General features: G+C 57.8%; 11 protein-coding genes and 1 pseudogene. All 12 read right to left on the reverse strand.

Annotation, left to right across the window (positions count from 1 at the left end):
- Positions 1 to 36: 36 nt before the first annotated feature.
- The 12 genes and pseudogenes from JFT44_RS01255 to JFT44_RS01310 all read right to left on the reverse strand — a co-directional run bounded on the left by JFT44_RS01255 (position 37) and on the right by JFT44_RS01310 (position 17,341).
- Positions 37 to 378 carry a hypothetical protein gene (locus JFT44_RS01255; protein ID WP_057958422.1) on the reverse strand — a complete coding sequence of 114 codons (342 nt, stop codon included), beginning with the start codon at positions 376 to 378 and terminating at the stop codon, positions 37 to 39.
- Between the two features lie 288 nt (positions 379 to 666).
- A complete protein-coding gene (locus tag JFT44_RS01260) occupies positions 667 to 2,925 on the reverse strand; it encodes a TonB-dependent siderophore receptor (RefSeq protein WP_198830294.1) in 2,259 nt (752 codons plus the stop codon).
- 322 nt (positions 2,926 to 3,247) lie between these two features.
- A complete protein-coding gene (locus JFT44_RS01265) occupies positions 3,248 to 4,219 on the reverse strand; it encodes a peptide ABC transporter ATP-binding protein (RefSeq protein WP_057958423.1) in 972 nt (323 codons plus the stop codon).
- Positions 4,219 to 5,187 (reverse strand): ABC transporter ATP-binding protein, encoded by a 969-nt coding sequence (locus JFT44_RS01270; RefSeq protein WP_057438051.1) that lies wholly within the window; start codon positions 5,185 to 5,187, stop codon positions 4,219 to 4,221. The genes JFT44_RS01265 and JFT44_RS01270 overlap by 1 nt, the downstream gene beginning before the upstream one ends.
- Before the next feature lie 10 nt (positions 5,188 to 5,197).
- Entirely contained in the window at positions 5,198 to 6,109 is a 912-nt protein-coding gene (locus JFT44_RS01275; protein WP_029291943.1) for an ABC transporter permease subunit, read from the reverse strand.
- A 10-nt stretch (positions 6,110 to 6,119) separates the two neighbouring features.
- The gene (locus JFT44_RS01280; RefSeq protein WP_057958424.1) at positions 6,120 to 7,130 is read right to left on the reverse strand and encodes an ABC transporter permease subunit; all 1,011 of its coding nucleotides are present in this window, start codon (positions 7,128 to 7,130) and stop codon (positions 6,120 to 6,122) included.
- A gap of 73 nt (positions 7,131 to 7,203) precedes the next feature.
- On the reverse strand, positions 7,204 to 8,799 hold the full coding sequence (locus JFT44_RS01285; protein ID WP_057958425.1) for an ABC transporter substrate-binding protein: 1,596 nt from the start codon (positions 8,797 to 8,799) through the stop codon (positions 7,204 to 7,206).
- An 81-nt stretch (positions 8,800 to 8,880) separates the two neighbouring features.
- Entirely contained in the window at positions 8,881 to 10,281 is a 1,401-nt protein-coding gene (locus tag JFT44_RS01290; protein ID WP_057958426.1) for an OprD family outer membrane porin, read from the reverse strand.
- A 170-nt stretch (positions 10,282 to 10,451) separates the two neighbouring features.
- On the reverse strand, positions 10,452 to 11,996 hold the full coding sequence (locus tag JFT44_RS01295) for an ABC transporter substrate-binding protein (protein ID WP_370694608.1): 1,545 nt from the start codon (positions 11,994 to 11,996) through the stop codon (positions 10,452 to 10,454).
- A gap of 365 nt (positions 11,997 to 12,361) precedes the next feature.
- Positions 12,362 to 13,987, reverse strand: coding sequence for an ABC transporter substrate-binding protein (locus JFT44_RS01300; RefSeq protein ID WP_057438055.1), 1,626 nt, complete (start codon positions 13,985 to 13,987; stop codon positions 12,362 to 12,364).
- Positions 13,988 to 14,299: 312 nt separating this feature from the next.
- Positions 14,300 to 14,860, reverse strand: a pseudogene (locus tag JFT44_RS28550) (ABC transporter substrate-binding protein); the annotation flags it as partial.
- A 57-nt stretch (positions 14,861 to 14,917) separates the two neighbouring features.
- Entirely contained in the window at positions 14,918 to 17,341 is a 2,424-nt protein-coding gene (locus tag JFT44_RS01310) for a hypothetical protein (RefSeq protein ID WP_233093234.1), read from the reverse strand.
- Positions 17,342 to 17,524: the final 183 nt, after the last annotated feature.

Genomic DNA, 17,524 nt, shown 5'->3' on the forward strand with positions numbered 1-17,524 from the left:
CGAAGCTGTGATGGCTTCGCCTTTTTTTGCGGTAGATTACCGGGTGTTGGGGCCAACTTTAAGTTGTTTAAGGGACAGTTCAGCGCCGGCCATTAGCGTTTCAACTTGTGCGGCTATTGCATCCTTGACAATGGCTTCGCCCACATCAGTGATTTCCTGGTCCTTTATGTAATTCAGGCTCAAAAACAATAAGTGCATGGCAACATCCATCGAACTTTGAAATGCCAGCAATGTATTGTTTTTCCCCAGTTCATCGACCACCCTTCCCCAGCGCAGGTCGGATTCAACCTGCAAGGCCTTGAACTCCATCAGCGACACATCGCCGTCCTCGTAGATATCAGACAGCAGCTTTTTCAGAGATTTTGAAATTTCTCTCATGACAGTTCTCGCAAAGAATATAGGAAGTTGTAGCTGGCGGACTTTATTCTTCTGGGATTGCGTTGCGCAATTGCGGAAACATGGTAGTTACAAGTTGCAGAAAGTTTGCCTTGTTGGTGGGCGATAGTACTGTTTTTAATGTCGGACTTGTCGTTGGTTTGCTCGCGAATAAACTGTAATTGCTAGCGCTTAATTAAAGGTAACACCCACTGGTGGCGAGGGGATTTGTCCCCTCGCCAAAGTGTCCAGATACAGCTGACTATTCAAAGACCTTCAACGGCATGGCCCTTAGAACGAAGCCGTCACCGACGCAAAATAAGCCCGACCCGGTTCGTTATACGTCTGGGCACCGGCATCGTCAGCATTGCCTTTGCGATACAGGCGCTTGTCCAGCAGGTTCTCGATGCCCACGCGCACACTCAGGTTCTTGGTGAACTCGTAGCCGCTGCTCAACCCCATCAAACCGTACGGGTCCACATCCTGCTGGGCGCTGCGATCATAGCGGTTGGCGCTGCGGGAGTTGAGGGTCGGCGCCTCCTGCTTGCCGTAGTAGGTGCCGCTGACCTGGAACGACAGCTTGTCGGTGGCCTGCCAGTCCAGGGTGGTGTTGACCGTGTACTTGGGAATGACACTCAGCGGTTCGCCGGTGTCCTTGTCCTTGGAGTCGATCATGTAGGTCAGGTTGGTGTTCCAGTCCAGATCGTCGCGCAGGGTCATGAACAGGTTGCCCTCGACCCCCTGCACCAGTGCCGCCCCGCTGTTTTCCCACTCCAGCACACGGCGCCCGCCGTCCAGGCGGTAGGCGGCGGTGTTGCTGGCGTTGATTTTGTTCTTGTAGTCATTACGGAAGTAGGTCGCGCTGGTGCGCCAGGTGCCTTTGTCATAGGCCAGGCCGATTTCCTTGTTGACGCTGATTTCCGGTTTCAGGTCCGGGTTACCCATCAGGTAGCAGCCGCCGGAGTTGGCTTCGCTGGCGTTGCAACCGTTGCCACGGCTGTACAGCAAGTAGTTGGGGTTGGACTGGTACAGGTTGGGCGTCTTGTAGGCGCGGGCAATACCGCCCTTGAGGCTCAGCTCATCGGTCAGTTGGTGCGAGGCGTTGAGGCTCGGGCTCCAGTTGCCGCCGTACTCTTCATGATCGTCGTAGCGCAGGCCGGGGGTGATGATGGTCTTGCTGCCGACTTCGATGTTGTCCTCGGCGAACAGCGCATAGCTGGAGGCCGTGGTCTTGGTGCTGCTGCGGCTCATCCCCGGAATGCTCGGTACGCCACCTGTGCCAGGGTCGTAGCTTTGTGGGCGCAGCGACCCCGGATCGTTCATCGACTCGTAGAGGTATTCGCTGCCCAGGGTCAGCACCTGCTCGGTGCCGAAACTCAGGGGCAGGTTGACCTCGGCCGTGGCCCGGGTGTTGCGCAGCCGCGATTCGAAACGGCCAGCGGTGGCGGAGGGCGCGCCCTCGCCGGAACCCGCCAGGCCTTCGTTGAGGCGTGCGTTGCGGGTCAGGTCGTGGCTCAGCGATGCCATGGTCGAGCCCCAGTCGAACTCGCCACGGTGGGTGGCGGAGAAACTGCTGCGCTGGATCACGCTGGTTTCCTTGCCGACCAGGCTGTTCACGAATACACCGCCGCCGTTGAGCATGGTGTCGCCGGCGAAGATATTGCCCTGACGGCTGTAGCTGGCTTCCAGGTCCAGGGTCTGCTCGGGGGTGAATTGCCAACTGAGCAAACCGTTGACGTCCTTGTTGCGCACACCCTCGCGGCCGGCGACCAGCGAGTCTGCGCTAGCCTGCTCGGCCTGGTTGATGGTGGAGTCATCGGCATCGGTCTTGTTCAGGCCGCCATACACCCGGAACGCCAAGGTGTCGCTCAACGGGCCGCTGAGGTTGAAGTTGGTGCGTTTGCTCATGCCTTCGGCATCGTCTTCGGGCAGCGACACGTAGGTGGTCAGCGAGCCGTGCAACTGGTCGGTGGGGCGCTTGGTGATGATGTTGATCACCCCGCCCATGGCTCCGGAGCCGTAGCGAGCAGCCGCCGGGCCACGCAGGATTTCAATGCGTTCGACCTCTTCGGCCGGCACCCAGTTGGTTTCGCCACGGGTGTCACGGTCGCCGCTCCAGCCGTAGCGCACGGCGTTGCGCGAGGTCGAGGGCTTGCCATCGATCAGGATCAGGGTGTTTTCCGGGCCCATGCCGCGCAGGTCGATCTGGCGATTGTTGCCTCGACTGCCGCTGGAGCTGTTGCCACTGAGGTTGACGCCCGGTTCACGGCGGATGATGTCCGACAGGTCGTTGGTCGGCGGGCGTTTCTTGATGTCTTCGGCGGTGATGATTGACACGCCGGGGGCTTGTTTGAGTTCTTCGGCAGCGGTGCCCAGGATTCGTGTTTCGCTCAACTCCAGGGCTTGGGCGGTGCCATCGACGGGCAGGTCGGTAGCGGCTACCGGCACTTTGCCGTGTTCTCTTTCCAAGGTATCCGCCAGCAGTGCGGGAGACGAAAGGGCGGCGATAAACGCCAGGGAGAAATGGCTGAGCCTGAATCGAGGTGACATGTCCGCAGAATCCTTTAGGGAAGGTGGCAACTGAGCGAGATGCACCAGAACTGCCTTCCAGCAGGATTCGGCGCCCTCTGTACGCCGGAATGCTAGTCATTATCAAATACAAGTAAATGTCATTTACAACTTTTACACTTTGCTAAAAACAAAAAAGCCCCTCCCGCCAGACTGATGCGCAATCTGGCGGGAGAGGCTGTACAACGCTGTATCGCCCTGTGGGAGAGGGCTTGTGTGGGATAGGGCTTCGCACTGTCAGTTAAACCGCGCTGATGCTATCGCGGGCAAGCCCGCTCCCACACAAGCCCACCCCTACAGGGGGTTAGGCCACGAACTGCTCCGCGTGATGGCAAGCCACTTGGCGGTTGTCCAGTTCACGCAGCAGCGGCTCTTCACTGCTGCAGCGCTCGGTGGCATACGGGCAGCGCTTATGGAACGCGCAGCCGGAGGGCGGGTTAAGTGGGTTGGGCAGCTCGCCGACGATCTTGATCTTCGGCTTGTTCGGGTCTGGGTGAATGGTCGGGGTGGCCGACAGCAGCGCCTGGGTGTAAGGGTGCAGCGGGCGCTCGTAGATGTCGTTCTTCGCGCCCATTTCCACCGGGCGACCGAGGTACATCACCATCACGTGGTCGGCAACGTGTTGCACCACCGCCAGGTTGTGGGAAATGAACACGTAGGCCGTGTTGTACTGCTGCTGCAGGTCCATAAACAGGTTGAGCACCTGGGCCTGGATCGACACGTCGAGGGCCGAGGTCGGTTCATCCGCCACCAGCACCTTGGGTTGCAGCATCATGGCGCGGGCCAGGGCAATGCGCTGGCGCTGGCCACCGGAGAACATGTGCGGGTAACGCTGATAATGCTCAGGGCGCAGGCCCACTTGCTTCATCATCGCCTGCACTTTTTCGCGGCGTTCGGCGGCGGACAGGTTGGTGTTGATCAACAGCGGCTCGCCCAGTTGATCACCGACTTTCTGCCGCGGATTCAACGAGGCATAGGGGCTCTGGAACACCATCTGCACGTCTTTGCGCAGTTGTTTGCGCTGGGCCTTGTCGGCGCCGGCGACTTCCTGGCCGGCGATTTTCAGCGAGCCGGACGACGGCTCTTCAATCAGCGTCAGCGCGCGGGCCAGGGTGGATTTGCCACACCCCGACTCACCCACGACGGCGAGGGTCTTGCCGGCTTCCAGCTCGAACGACACGCCATTGAGGGCGCGCACGGTGGCGTGGCCCTTGAACAGGCCACGGGACACTTCGTAATGACGGGTCAGGTCGCGGGCGGTAAGAACGACGGCCATTACGCCACCTCCTGGTTCAAGGGGTAGAAGCAGCGCACAAGGCTGTGGGCTTGCGGGTCCAGGGTCGGACGGGTCTGGCGGCAGCTGTCCTGCACATACGGGCAGCGTGGCGACAACAGGCAGCCCTGCGGGCGGTCATACCGACCGGGGACGATGCCCGGCAAGGTCGACAGACGGGCGGCCCCCATGCTGTGTTCCGGGATCGCCGCCAGCAACGCTTCGCTGTATGGGTGCGCCGGTACATCGAACAGGCCGGGCACCTGGCCGACTTCCACCGCTTGGCCGGCGTACATCACGCACACGCGCTGGGCAGTTTCCGCGACGACTGCGAGGTCGTGGGTGATCAGCACCAGGCCCATGTTCTGTTCTTTTTGCAGAGCCAGCAGCAGCTCCATGATCTGCGCCTGGATGGTCACGTCCAGGGCGGTGGTGGGTTCGTCGGCGATCAGCAGTTTTGGTTCGCCGGCAATCGCCATGGCAATTGCCACACGCTGGCTCATGCCGCCGGACAGTTGGTGCGGGTAGGCATCCATGCGGCTGGAGGCGCCAGGGATCTCGACCTTTTCCAGCAGTTCAATGGCACGCTTGCGCGCTTGCTTGCCGGACATTTTCAGGTGCAGGCGCAGCACTTCTTCAATCTGGAAACCCACGGTGTAGCTGGGGTTCAGCGCGGTCATCGGGTCCTGGAACACCATCGCCAGGTCTTTGCCGACGATCTGCCGGCGCTGGCGGTTGCTCAGCTTGAGCATGTCCTTGCCGTCGAAGGTCAGCGAGTCGGCGGTGACGATGCCCGGATGCTCGATCAGGCCCATCAGCGCCATCATGGTCACGGACTTACCCGAACCCGACTCGCCAACGATGGCCAACACTTCGCCTTTGTCCACGGACAGGTCGAGGCCATCGACCACCGGCACAGCGGTTTTGTCGCCGAAGCGCACATTGAGATTCTTGATTTCTAGCAGTGACATGGGAATCTCCTCACGCGGCATTCTTGAGTTTCGGGTCCAGCGCATCGCGCAGGCCGTCGCCCATCAGGTTGATTGCCAGCACGCTGAGCAAAATGGTCAAACCAGGCAGGCTCACGACCCACCAGGCACGTTCGATGTAGTCACGGGCCGAAGCCAGCATGGTGCCCCACTCAGGCGTCGGCGGTTGCACGCCAAGGCCGAGGAAGCCCAGGGCGGCGGCATCGAGAATCGCCGAGGAAAAGCTCAAGGTGGCCTGCACGATCAACGGCGCCATGCAGTTAGGCAGCACGGTCACGAACATCAGACGCGGCAGGCCGGCACCGGCCAGGCGCGCGGCGGTCACGTAGTCACGGTTGAGCTCGCCCATCACCGCCGCGCGGGTCAGGCGCACATAGGACGGCAGCGACACAATGGCAATCGCGATCACGGTGTTGATCAAGCCAGGGCCGAGGATGGCGACAATCGCCACGGCCAGCAGCAGCGACGGCAGGGCCAGCATGATGTCCATCAAACGCATGATGGTCGGGCCGAGCAAGCGCGGGAAGAACCCGGCGAACAGGCCCAGCAGGATCCCCGGGATCAGCGACATCACCACCGACGACAAACCGATCAGCAACGATAGGCGTGAGCCCTGGATCAGGCGCGACAGCAGGTCGCGGCCCAGTTCGTCGGTGCCCAGCAAAAACTGGATCTGCCCGCCTTCCAGCCACGACGGCGGGGTCAGCAGGAAGTCGCGGTATTGCTCGCTCGGGTTATGGGGCGCCACCCAGGGGGCGAAGATCGCGCAGAACACGATCAGCAACATAAACAGCAGGCCGGCAACCGCGCCCTTGTTCTTGGAGAAGGCTTGCCAGAATTCTTTGTACGGCGACGGGTACAGCAGGCTTTGATCGACTGCTGACACTTGAGTAGGTGTGGTCATGGTCATGATCTCAGCGCTGGTGACGGATGCGTGGGTTGGCGAAGCCGTAGAGGATATCCACCACGAAGTTCACCAGGATCACCAGACAGGCGATCAGCAGGATGCCGTTTTGCACCACCGGGTAGTCCCGCGCGCCAATGGCTTCGATCAGCCATTTGCCGATGCCGGGCCAGGAGAAGATGGTTTCGGTCAAAACCGCACCGGCCAGCAGTGTGCCGACTTGCAGGCCCACCACTGTCAGCACCGGGATCAGCGCGTTACGCAGGCCGTGCACGAACACCACGCGCGCCGGCGACAGGCCCTTGGCCTTGGCGGTACGGATGTAGTCTTCGCGCAGCACTTCAAGCATCGAGGAACGGGTCATCCGCGCAATCACTGCCAGCGGGATGGTGCCCAGTACGATGGCCGGCAGGATCAGGTGGTGCAGGGCATCCCAGAATGCGTCCGGCTCGTCGGCCAGCAGGGTGTCGATCAGCATGAAACCGGTGCGCGGCTCGATGTCGTAGAGCAGGTCGATACGCCCGGAAACCGGGGTCCAGCCCAGGCTCACCGAGAAGAACATGATCAGGATCAGGCCCCACCAGAAGATCGGCATCGAATATCCCGCCAGGGAGATGCCCATCACCCCATGGTCGAACAGGGATCCTCGCTTGAGTGCCGCGATCACCCCGGCCAATAGCCCGAGGATGCCGGCGAACAACAGGGCGGCCATGGACAGTTCCAGGGTCGCGGGGAACAGGGCGGTGAACTCGCTCCAGACGCTGGTGCGGGTGCGCAGGGATTCGCCGAGGTCGCCCTGGGCGAGCTTGCCGACGTAGTCCAGGTATTGCGCATACAAGGGTTTGTTCAAGCCAAGGCGTTCCATTGCCTGGGCGTGCATCTCGGGGTCAACCCGCCTTTCGCCCATCATGACTTCTACGGGGTCGCCAGGGATCATGCGAATCAACGCAAAAGTCAGCAACGTGATGCCGAAGAACGTGGGGATCAATAACCCCAATCGGCGGGCAATAAAACTAAACATCGTGTTGTCTACCTCAATCAGCCGGTTAGGCAGGTCCGGCTCCGTCAACGTCGACGGAACCGGGCGTCTCTTATTACTTCACCTGGGTGGTGGCGAAGTTATTGTTGGTCAGGGGGCTTTGGGTATAACCCTCGACGTTCTTGCGCATGGCGGTGAACATTTTCGGGTAGGCCATGGGGATCCATGGTTGGTCCTTGTCGAAAACGGCCAGCGCTTGTTCATAGAGTGCGGCGCGTTCGGCGGGTTCAGCCACGGCGCGGGCCTTGTCGATCAAGCCCTGAAACTCTTGGTTACACCAGCGGGCGTAGTTTTCGCCGTTTTTAGCGGCATCGCAACTCAGGTTGGGGGTGAGGAAGTTGTCTGGGTCGCCGTTGTCTCCGGCCCAGCCGGCCGAGACCATGTCGTGTTCGCCGGCTTTGGCGCGCTTGAGCATTTCGCCCCACTCCATGACCCTGATATTGACCTTCAGGCCAATCTTCGCCAGATCCGCCTGCATGCGCTGGGCGCCGAGCATCGGGTTGGGGTTGGTCGGGCCGCCGCCGTTGCGGGTGAACAGGGTGAATTCGGTGCCTTCCGGCACGCCGGCTTCCTTGAGCAGGGCACGGGCCTTGTCCAGGTCGCGGGGCGGGTTTTTCAGCTGGTCGTTGAAGCCCAGCAGGGTCGGCGGGTACGGGCCGGTGGCGTCGATGGCATTGCCTTTGCCGTACAGGGATTCGTTATAGCCCTGTTTGTCGAACGCGATGTTGATCGCGTGGCGCACCCGCGCGTCGCTCATGTACTTGTGGGTGGTGTTCATGGCGGTGTAGGCGGTGGTCATCGCCGCCAGTTCCGCGACCTTCAGGTTGGGATCGGCCTTGATACTCGGCAGGTCGTCAGGCTTTGGATACAGCGCGATCTGGCACTCATTGGCCTTGAGCTTTTGCAGGCGCACGTTGTTATCCACCGCGATGGCCAGGATCAGCGGGTCGGCGGGCGGCTTGCCACGGAAGTATTCCGGGTTGGCCTTGAAGCGCACCTGGGCATCTTTCTGGTAGCGGGTAAAAATAAACGGGCCGGTGCCGATCGGCTTGCTGTTGAGCTCGCCGGTCTTGTTGGCGGCCAGCAGTTTGTCGGCGTATTCGGCGGAGTGGATGGCGGTGAAGGGCATCGCGACATCGGCCAGGAACGGGGCTTCGGGGCGGGTCAGGGTGAAGACCACGGTGTGGTCATCGGTCTTCTCGACGCTTTTGAGCAGTTCCTTGAAACCCATGCTTTCGAAATAGGGGAAACCGGTGGTGGACTTGTTGTGCCACGGATGTTTCGGGTCCAGTTGACGCTGGAAGCTCCAGAGCACGTCGTCGGCATTCAGGTTGCGCGTGGGCTTGAAGTAGTCGGTGGTGTGGAACTTGACGTCATCACGCAGGTGGAAGGTATAGGTCAGACCGTCTTCACTGATGTCCCACGATTTGGCGAGTGCAGGCACGATTTCAGTAGTGCCGGGCTTGAAGTCCACCAGGCGGTTGAACATGGTTTCGGCCGCAGCATCGGCGGTGACGGCCGTGGTGTACAGGACCGGGTCGAAGCCTTCCGGACTGGCTTCGGTGCAGACCACCAGCGGCTTGGCCGAAATGCCCAGGGCCACACTCAGCAGTGCAGCGGTCATGGCGGCTTGTAACGGGAGCATTTTCATTGAAGAGCCCTCTGCAAACGATTCAACCACACAAATGTAGACGGCAGGCTCGTCCTGAGCCTGCCGTTTACCTGGCGCTAATTAAAGGATGTTGAATGGGATGGTGGTGACCAGACGGAATTCCTTGACGCTGCCGTCAGATTGGAACTCGCTGCCACGGTGTTCGACGTAGGTCGCACGGATAGCAGTGGCCTTGAGCGGGCCGCTCTGGATCGCATAACCGGCGCCTACACCGTATTCCTGGTGTTTCTCGCCGTCTTGCTTCTGGATACCGTCGTAGCCCTTGCCGACTACCCCACGGTTGCCGGTGTAGTGGGTACCGTCAATGCCCCAGCCGCGAGCCGAGTAGATGTTGAACTTCAGGCCCGGCACGCCGTATTCGGCCATGTTAATGCCGTAGGCGACCTGGAAGGATTTCTCGTTCGGGCCGTTGAAGTCCGAAGTCAAGGAGTTGGCCAGGTAGATGCCGTTGGTTTCGTGCAGGTAGTCGAAGTACTCGTTACCGTTCACCGCCTGGTAGGAGAAGGTCAGGCTGTGGGCTTGGTGCGCCAGGCCCAGGGACAGGGAGAAGGTATCGTTGTCGATATCCCCCATCAGCTTTTTGCCTTCGTCGACGGTCTTGTAGTAGTTGAAGCCAGTGGTCAGGGCCAGTTGCTGGCTGTCACCCAGTTCGTGGGTTGCACCGAAGTAGTACTGGTTCCAGAAGTCCTTCACGTTGGCACCGAAGAAGCTGGTCTTCAGGCTTTTGAACGGCTGATAGTTGGCGCCCAGGGTGTAGACCTTGTCGGTCTCCACGCTGGCATCGGATGTGTATTCGGTACGGAACTTCGACAGGCTCTGCTCGGTACGTGGCGAAACACGATCAAACACACCGCCCTGGAACGACAGGTTGTTGAATTCTTCGCTGTTGAAACTCACACCCTCGAAGCTCGAAGGTAGGGCACGGTTGCCGATAGTGTCGACGATAGGGCTGCTGAAGTTCTGGCGACCGGCAGTCAGGGTGGTGTTGGAAACACGGAACTGGACGTTGGCCAGGCCCAGTTTGCTCCACTGGTCTACGGCATTGCCGTCAGAGTCAGCCAAGGTGCGGTTAGAGCCGCCCTTGATATCGCGTTTGCTGCGGTCCAGAACCAGAGCGTTGTACACCGCTACTTCGGTCTTGACACCAACAGTGCCCTGGGTGAAACCCGAGCTTGCGTTGAGGATGGTGCCCTGAACCCAGTTGGTACGGTTGCGGTCGGTCTTTACGACACCGTGCTCTTTGTATTTGAAGCTGCCCCCCCGGTAGAGGCTTTCGTGGGAGTACCAGTTGCGCGTACTGCCGCCGAGGCTGAAGTCTTCGATAAAGCCCTTGGCTTCGCTTTGGGCGCTGGCGCCGGCCAGTGTGGTCGGCACGAATTCCTGGCTTGCAGGTTCGGCGTAAGCGGTCGCGGTGATGCTGCTGATGGCCATGGCCAGTAGCACTTTGCTGCTTAGTTTCATGGGTGGAGCTCCTTTGGTTCTCTTTTTTTTATGCCGGCCTTTTTAGATGAGCCGGCTATTGGGTGTGTAACTCTTCAAGCACTTGCAAACGTTTGCTGTAGGACATTTCGCGAATTACAGCTGCACGTTTGCGGCAGAGCCCACTTCGCTCTGCGCATCCGGTTATTTTCTTATGGGGTGATACTGACGCCCGAGAACACGTTGCGGCCGAAGGGGCTGACTTTGAAACCTTCGACCTTGGTGCTTAACGGTTGGTTGACCGTCGAGTGGGCGACAGGCGTGATCGGCACCTGTGTTTTAAGCAGTTGCTGCGCCTGTTTGTACAGAACAGTCCGTTGTTCACGGTCGGTGACGACCTTGGCTTGCTTGATCAGCTTGTCGTACGCCGGGTCACACCACATCGAGTAGTTGTTCCCGCCGATGGCGTCGCAGCTGTAGAGGGTGCCCAGCCAGTTGTCCGGGTCACCGTTGTCGCCGGTCCAACCAATCAGGCTGACATCGTGCTCGCCGTTTTTGGTGCGCTTGATGTACTCGCCCCACTCATAGCTGACGATCTTGACCTTGAGGCCAATCTTGGCCCAGTCGCTTTGCAGCATCTCGGCCATCAGCTTGGCGTTGGGGTTGTACGGGCGCTGGACGGGCATGGCCCACAGGGTGATCTCGGTGCCTTCCTTGACGCCGGCCGCCTTGAGCAATTCCTTGGCTTTTTCCGGGTTGTAGGCGGCGTCCTTGATGCTGTCGTCATAGGACCACTGGGTCGGCGGCATGGCGTTGACCGCCAGTTGCCCCGCGCCCTGGTACACGGCATTGAGGATGCTCTGCTTATTCACCGCCATGTCCAGGGCCTGGCGCACTTCGAGCTGGTCGAAGGGTTTGTGCCGCACGTTATAGGCGATGTAGCCGAGGTTGAAGCCGGGTTTGGTCAGCAGTTGCAGGTTCGGGTCGGCCTTGAGCGCGTCGACATCGGCGGGGCGTGGATGCAGGGTGACCTGGCATTCATTGGCCTTGAGCTTCTGCACGCGTACCGAGGCGTCGGTGTTGATGGCGAAAATCAGTTGGTCGAGCTTGACCTTGCTCGGGTCCCAGTAGTTTTTATTGCCGGCGAAACGGATCTGCGAATCCTTCTGGTAACGCTGGAACACGAACGGCCCGGTGCCGATCGGCTTCTGGTTGATATCGCTGGGTTTGCCGGCCTTGAGCAGTTGCTCGGCGTACTCGGCCGAGAGGATCGCGGCGAAGCTCATGGCGATGTTCTGGATAAACGCGGCATCGACCGTGTTCAGGGTCATCACCACGGTATGCGGGTCGGTTTTCTCGACCTTGGCGATGTTCTTGTTCAGGCTCATCCCGTTGAAGTACGGAAACTCGGTGGGGTAGGCCTTGCGAAACGGGTGGTTGGCGTCAAGCATGCGGTTGAAGGTGAACAGCACGTCATCGGCGTTGAAATCCCGTGTCGGCTTGAATTCCTTGTTGCTGTGGAACTTCACCCCTTCGCGCAAGTGGAAGGTGTAGGTCAGGCCGTCTGGCGAGATATCCCACTTGGTAGCCAGCCCTGGTACGACGCCGGTTTCACCCTTTTCGAACTCAACCAGGCGGTTGTAGATCGGCTCGGCCGCATCGTTGTCGGTGGCGGTGGTGTACTGCGCAGTATCGAACCCGGCCGGGCTGCCTTCGGAGCAGAACACCAGGCTTTTCTTTTCGGCAGCCTGGCCCATCGAAGCGACGGCCAACAGGCTGGTACCCAATATCGCGGATAGAACGGTGGTATGGCGCATGACGGTCCCCAATCCATGTTTATCGTTTTCGTCAGTGAACAATCAGCACGCCTTACCTGGCATGGAGAAAGCACTGCTCCCATCCACAGCAAATGCCGTATCGGAACTGCGCGTTTGCCTACCTCGACGTTAGGGAACGAGGGCAGGGCGGTAAATGCGCAGAACCGGACAGACCTTGTAGGTATCGGACGTAACCTGCGCAGTTAGCTGCTGTAGGACGGCAGCCCATGCGGGGGTAGTTCGATTCCTAGGATCTGGGCGGATGCAATAACGGCGACGTTATGAAACGTCGCCGCTAGAGATCACTACTTGCTGACGCTTACCCCGTAGAAGGAATTCAAGCCAAATGGGCTGATCTTGAAGTCCTGCACGTTGTTGCGCATGGGTTGATACACCGTCGAGTGTGCGATAGGTGTCATGGGCACTGCATCTTTGAGGACGTGTTGCGCCTGCTTGTACAGTTCGGTGCGCTTGGCGACGTCCGATGTGGCCTTGGCTTCTTTCACGATGCCGTCGAATTTCTTGTCACACCATTTGGAGAAGTTGTTGCCGGCCAGGGAGTCGCAGCCAAACAGCACGTTCAGCCAGTTGTCCGGGTCACCATTGTCACCGCTCCAGCCGATGATCATGGCCTGGTTCTCGCCGCCCTTGGAACGCTTGATGTACTCGCCCCACTCGTAGCTGACGATGTTGACCTTCAAGCCGATCTGCTTCCAGTCGTTCTGCAGCATCTCGGCCATCAGCTTGGCGTTGGGGTTGTACGGACGCTGGACCGGCATGGCCCACAAGGTGATCTCGGTGCCTTCCTTGACGCCGGCCTCCTTGAGCAGTTCCTTGGCCTTGGCCACATCGTGCGGGACGTCCTTGATGGTGTCGTCATAGGACCATTGGGTCGGCGGCATGGCGTTGACCGCCAGTTGGCCTGCGCCCTGGTACACCGAGTCGATGATCTGCTGCTTGTTGACCGACATGTCCAGCGCCTGGCGTACGCGCAGGTCGGCCAGGGGGTTGGCGGCCGTCTGGCCCTTGAGCACTGGCATGACGTTGTAGGCGATATAACCCAGGTTGAAACCGGCCTGGTGCGGCAGTTTCAGGGTTTTGTCCTCGCCCAGGGCCTTGAGGTCGGCCGGACGCGGGAAGAGGGTGACCTGGCATTCATTCTTCTTGAGTTTCTGCACACGCACCGACGGGTCGGTGGTGATGGCGAAGATCAGGTTGTCGATCTTCACGTCTTCAGGCTTCCAGTAATCCTTGTTGCCGGTGAAGCGGATGTTGGAGTCTTTCTGGTAGCTCTTGAACACGAACGGACCAGTGCCGACCGGCTTCTGGTTGATGTCCTGGGGCTTGCCGTCCTTCAACAGTTGGGCGGCGTATTCGGCCGACTGTACCGAGGCGAAGCTCATGGCCAGGTTCTGGATAAACGCGGCGTCCACGGTGCCAAGGGTGAACTTGACGGTGTGGTCGTCGATTTTCTCGATGTTCTTGATGTTGGTGTCCATCCCCATGTCCGTGAAGTACGGGAACTCGGTGGGGTAGGCCTTACGGAACGGATCGTCTTTATTGATCATCCGGTTGAAGGTGAAGAGCACGTCGTCGGCGTTGAATTCACGAGTCGGCTTGAAATACGGCGTGGTGTGGAACTTGACCCCTTCGCGCAGGTGGAAGGTGTAGGTCAGGCCGTCTTCGGATACATCCCACTTGGTGGCCAGGCCAGGAATCACGGCGGTGCCGCCGCGCTCGAACTGGCTGAGCCGGTTGAACATGGTTTCGGCCGAAGCATCGAAGTCTGTTCCGGTAGTGTACTGGCCTGGGTCGAAACCGGCCGGGCTCCCTTCGGAGCAGAACACCAGATTAGTCGCCGCCTGGGCGAAAGGTGCAGCGGCCATTAAACCGGCGCTGACTAAAAACGGAATGACTGCGTGTTTAAGCATGTTGGCCTCATGATTTGTTGTCATTTTTGGAATTGAGGGCGACCTCGTGAGTCGGCCTGCGGATACTTATGCAGGCCCCATACCCAATGCAAGACGTTGAGAGGCAACAAGCGGCAAAGAGTGGTACGAACGTACAGGAATGTCGCATTCATATAATTTTCGGCACAAAACTGCATTTTTGAGGGTGTTTTTCGGTGCGTGACGCGCACCGAATCGGTTCGGTCGAGGTGTCTGGCGCACTCGATTGGGGCGTAGCTGTTACTTATTCAGACTTACGCCGTAGAACGGCGTCAGGCCAAACGGGCTGATTTTTCAATCCTGGACGTCCTTGCGCAGGTGCTGGAAAACCGTCGAGTTCACAATTGGCGTTATAGGTATTTGATTGTTAGGTATTTTTTGCTCCTGTTAATACCACTTGATGGGTTCGTCATGGTCACTGCTGAGCCTGGCCTTCTGCACCTGTTGGCCGTACTCCGGGTGACACCATTTTGCATAATCGCGGCCCTTGATCGCGGCACACCTGTAGAGCACACCGAGCCAGTAATCCGGTGCGCCGGTCCAGGCGTAAATCATCACATCGTGCTCGCCGTTTTTTGCACGTTTGATGCATTCACTCACTCATAGCTGACGATATTGGCGGTGATCCCGAATCTGGTCCAATCCTGGCGGACCATCTGCGCTGACATTCGCGTGTTGGGAGTGGAGGCGCGCCCCATCGTCATCGCCTATAGATGGGGGGGTGATACCTGGTGCAACTCCTGCTTCTTTTAGTAGCGCCCAGGCCTTGGCCGGATCGTGCGGTGAGTCTTTGATGTTGAGGGCATAAGACCATTTGGTCGCAGGCCGGGTGCTCTGCGCCAATTGCCCGCCAGCGTTTTTGAGCCTCTCCCAACGGGGGCGGCAAAAATCGCTGACTGCTTCAGAACGTCCTTAAGCGCCGAAATGAGCGGGCTTATAAGTGAAAAACCACCACTTTATTGGGTTCCAATGTGGGTTTTTCTTGGTGGGGTTGAACGTCTTGGCCAAATTATCGTTGACGTATTCTTCGGCTTGTATCCTGACCGCTCGTCTCACCGCAGGGGTCAGATTTGTGTTGCTCTGTTTTAAGTGTTCTAAGTAGAAGGTTTCTACTTTGCCGATGGCTTTTGTAATAACTTCTGGAGCGAGGCGTGCCGTTAATGTTCCCTCGTAACCTTTTACTGGGCGGTTTATGAGCTTCTGGAATTCAGCGGCAAATGACTGTTCAGCACCGTTTGCGGAGTAGCAAGATAGAAGGCGTACTTTTTGAAAGTTTTCCGGCCGGATGCCTTGTTGATGTAGTGTGTCCAGTAGCTCCTGTGGAGTATTTAGTTTTCCATTGTATGAAACTTTGCTTGTTCCCGTTGATTTGTCGAGCCCGCCATGTACCACAATGTTCAGGCGAGAATCTTTGCCTAGTTTTGAGTCATCGACAAAAGTGTAAAGATCTTTGTTGATGTGGTTGAGGTCCTTTGCGTCTCCGCTGAGTATATTGACGCTATCGGCGGTGGAAAATAGCTCTTCACCTGTTGGAAGATTTTTAATTGATTTAAGCTTTTCAATACTGGTGTTTTCGGCGTCGGTCAACGGGAGGGACGTTAATATACCGCCTTCTTTGGGCACCTGGTTCGGGGAGGGCTCAGTACCGCTATTAGCCTTGGGGGGGTGCTCAAATTCGTAGCTGCTTGTATCTGCGTTATATTTCCACTGATAATCATAGCCGGCAGAAGAGTTAAAGCGTATGGCTGCTTTCTCTGCCTCAACCTCGGCCCCCCCGACAACGGCAAATGCAGCTTCTTGTGCCAGTTGCAGTCCTGATATAACCGCTGCGCTAGTGCCTCCCGCGCGATCTTGTGCGGTCATGCCATAGAGGCTGTCATGGGCTCCGAAGACAATATTGCCCGTATTGCCGACGACGGGTAAATATCCGAAAGTATTCCCCCAAAGTTCCTTTGCCTTCTTCCAGCCCTGCTGTGAGGATCCAAATACTTCAGTTTGGTCAGACCATACGGCATTCTTGGCATTCTCTTTTTGAAATTCTGAAGCAATGCCATTGCTCAGGTTGCCGAACCTCAAATAATAGTCACTGTCCCGTGATTGGGTGTAATTGAACAGTTCCGAAACCGGTACTTCCTTATCCTTCACAAAGTTCTGGCGTCCGGGGTAGAGGGCGGGGGCGCCTTCAATCAAGTTGTCGAGGACGCCGACTGCGCTTGGCCAATGGGCATCCTTTCCGCCTTGCCGGTCTCTGGCATTAAAGCTTTGCACTAAGTTGTCACGGTTGACTTTAGCCCAGGCCGCGAAATCTTTATCACCATGAATCTCGCTGATAGTGCCATTTTTTAAATCAACCATCAGCCCCTGGTTGGGCCTGTTATTAGCGTTGCCATCATAGGGGGTGTATGGAATAAATGCATACCCTGCCAGTGGGTAGCCGTATATGTTGGGGATGATAACCTGCCCATTTTTATTCAGTGTCCGGTTGATGGCTTCTTGACCTTCAGGGCTTAAGGTCTTGAATGCATTTTTATCGCTATGCAGGCTTTTTAAAGTTCCCTTTAAAGTATAGGTGTCTGCTTTGCCTGATCTTTCTGCCAATTCTCCCGAGGCGTTTCGCATTGGCGTGGCTACGGTTTTTTCCCAACTGTTTTGGAGTTTTTTGCCCAGCGACTCTAAGTTGCTCACCATCTGCTTGTCTTCAGGCTCGATTTCCATAAAGCTAAAATTTATCGGCCCGCCTCGTTCTACTTTATCGTGCTGAAGTGCGCCTGCTGCAATTTCCCATGCTGAGTAGGTGCGTTTCTCTACGTTGCTTAAGTTTTCGGGAGTGCCCCGTCCCACATAGGACTTGAATGTCACCGTGATTTTTTTATGCGGGTCGTATCCCGCTGCCAACAAACCAGCACTGAAGTAACCTGCGGGCTCCATGAATTGACGAGTGTCTTGGAATTTAATGTTCCTTTCGCCTTCGCTACCGGATTCCACATTCTTGATTTTCAGTTCTACACGATACGCATAGTCATCAACACGTTTCTCCCGTTCCTGCATGGAGGCGCTCGCCCCGGGCGGAGTGAGGCTCCAGCCATAAATGACCCCCTTGTAATTACCCGGTTTAAGGTCTTCATTGGGCGAATGCCCACTAAACCCACCGCGATAAAACTGCTTGTTACGCGGAACATTGCCCCTCGATCTATCCCCGGGGGCTATTGAGCGAGAGACGCGATTCGACGCAGGTTCTTGCTCTGGGTAGTCTGCTTTTGAGCCCAGGGGGTTGGCTGTTGATGGGGAATTAGTGGTGGCGGGAAATTGTAGTCGAGAGGGTTCCTGTATGCGCATTTTCGGCTCGATCACGGAGTGGGTTGTAGGCTAATCATCGATCATCTATGTGCTGCCACTCAGCAATGAATTTAAATACCGTGCATTAGCGGTACCGCACAGAGATTTTCGAAGAATCACGTTCCTTTAACTAAGGTGGCGGTGACAGTAATCAAGTGGCTGTCTGGATACATTGAGTTCCAC

Origin of the sequence: Pseudomonas sp. MF5691 (assembly GCF_016405645.1) — a bacterium.
GTDB lineage: Bacteria > Pseudomonadota > Gammaproteobacteria > Pseudomonadales > Pseudomonadaceae > Aquipseudomonas > Aquipseudomonas shahriarae.

Coding starts and splice junctions, on each gene's coding strand:
- JFT44_RS01285 (WP_057958425.1), bottom strand. CDS start 8,799: ATGAAAATGCTCCCGTTACAAGCCGCCATGACCGCTGCACTGCTGAGT.
- JFT44_RS01310 (WP_233093234.1), bottom strand. CDS start 17,341: ATGCGCATACAGGAACCCTCTCGACTACAATTTCCCGCCACCACTAAT.
- JFT44_RS01275 (WP_029291943.1), bottom strand. CDS start 6,109: ATGACCACACCTACTCAAGTGTCAGCAGTCGATCAAAGCCTGCTGTAC.
- JFT44_RS01255 (WP_057958422.1), bottom strand. CDS start 378: ATGAGAGAAATTTCAAAATCTCTGAAAAAGCTGCTGTCTGATATCTAC.
- JFT44_RS01270 (WP_057438051.1), bottom strand. CDS start 5,187: ATGTCACTGCTAGAAATCAAGAATCTCAATGTGCGCTTCGGCGACAAA.
- JFT44_RS01300 (WP_057438055.1), bottom strand. CDS start 13,987: ATGCTTAAACACGCAGTCATTCCGTTTTTAGTCAGCGCCGGTTTAATG.
- JFT44_RS01260 (WP_198830294.1), bottom strand. CDS start 2,925: ATGTCACCTCGATTCAGGCTCAGCCATTTCTCCCTGGCGTTTATCGCC.
- JFT44_RS01290 (WP_057958426.1), bottom strand. CDS start 10,281: ATGAAACTAAGCAGCAAAGTGCTACTGGCCATGGCCATCAGCAGCATC.
- JFT44_RS01265 (WP_057958423.1), bottom strand. CDS start 4,219: ATGGCCGTCGTTCTTACCGCCCGCGACCTGACCCGTCATTACGAAGTG.
- JFT44_RS01280 (WP_057958424.1), bottom strand. CDS start 7,130: ATGTTTAGTTTTATTGCCCGCCGATTGGGGTTATTGATCCCCACGTTC.
- JFT44_RS01295 (WP_370694608.1), bottom strand. CDS start 11,996: ATGGGCCAGGCTGCCGAAAAGAAAAGCCTGGTGTTCTGCTCCGAAGGC.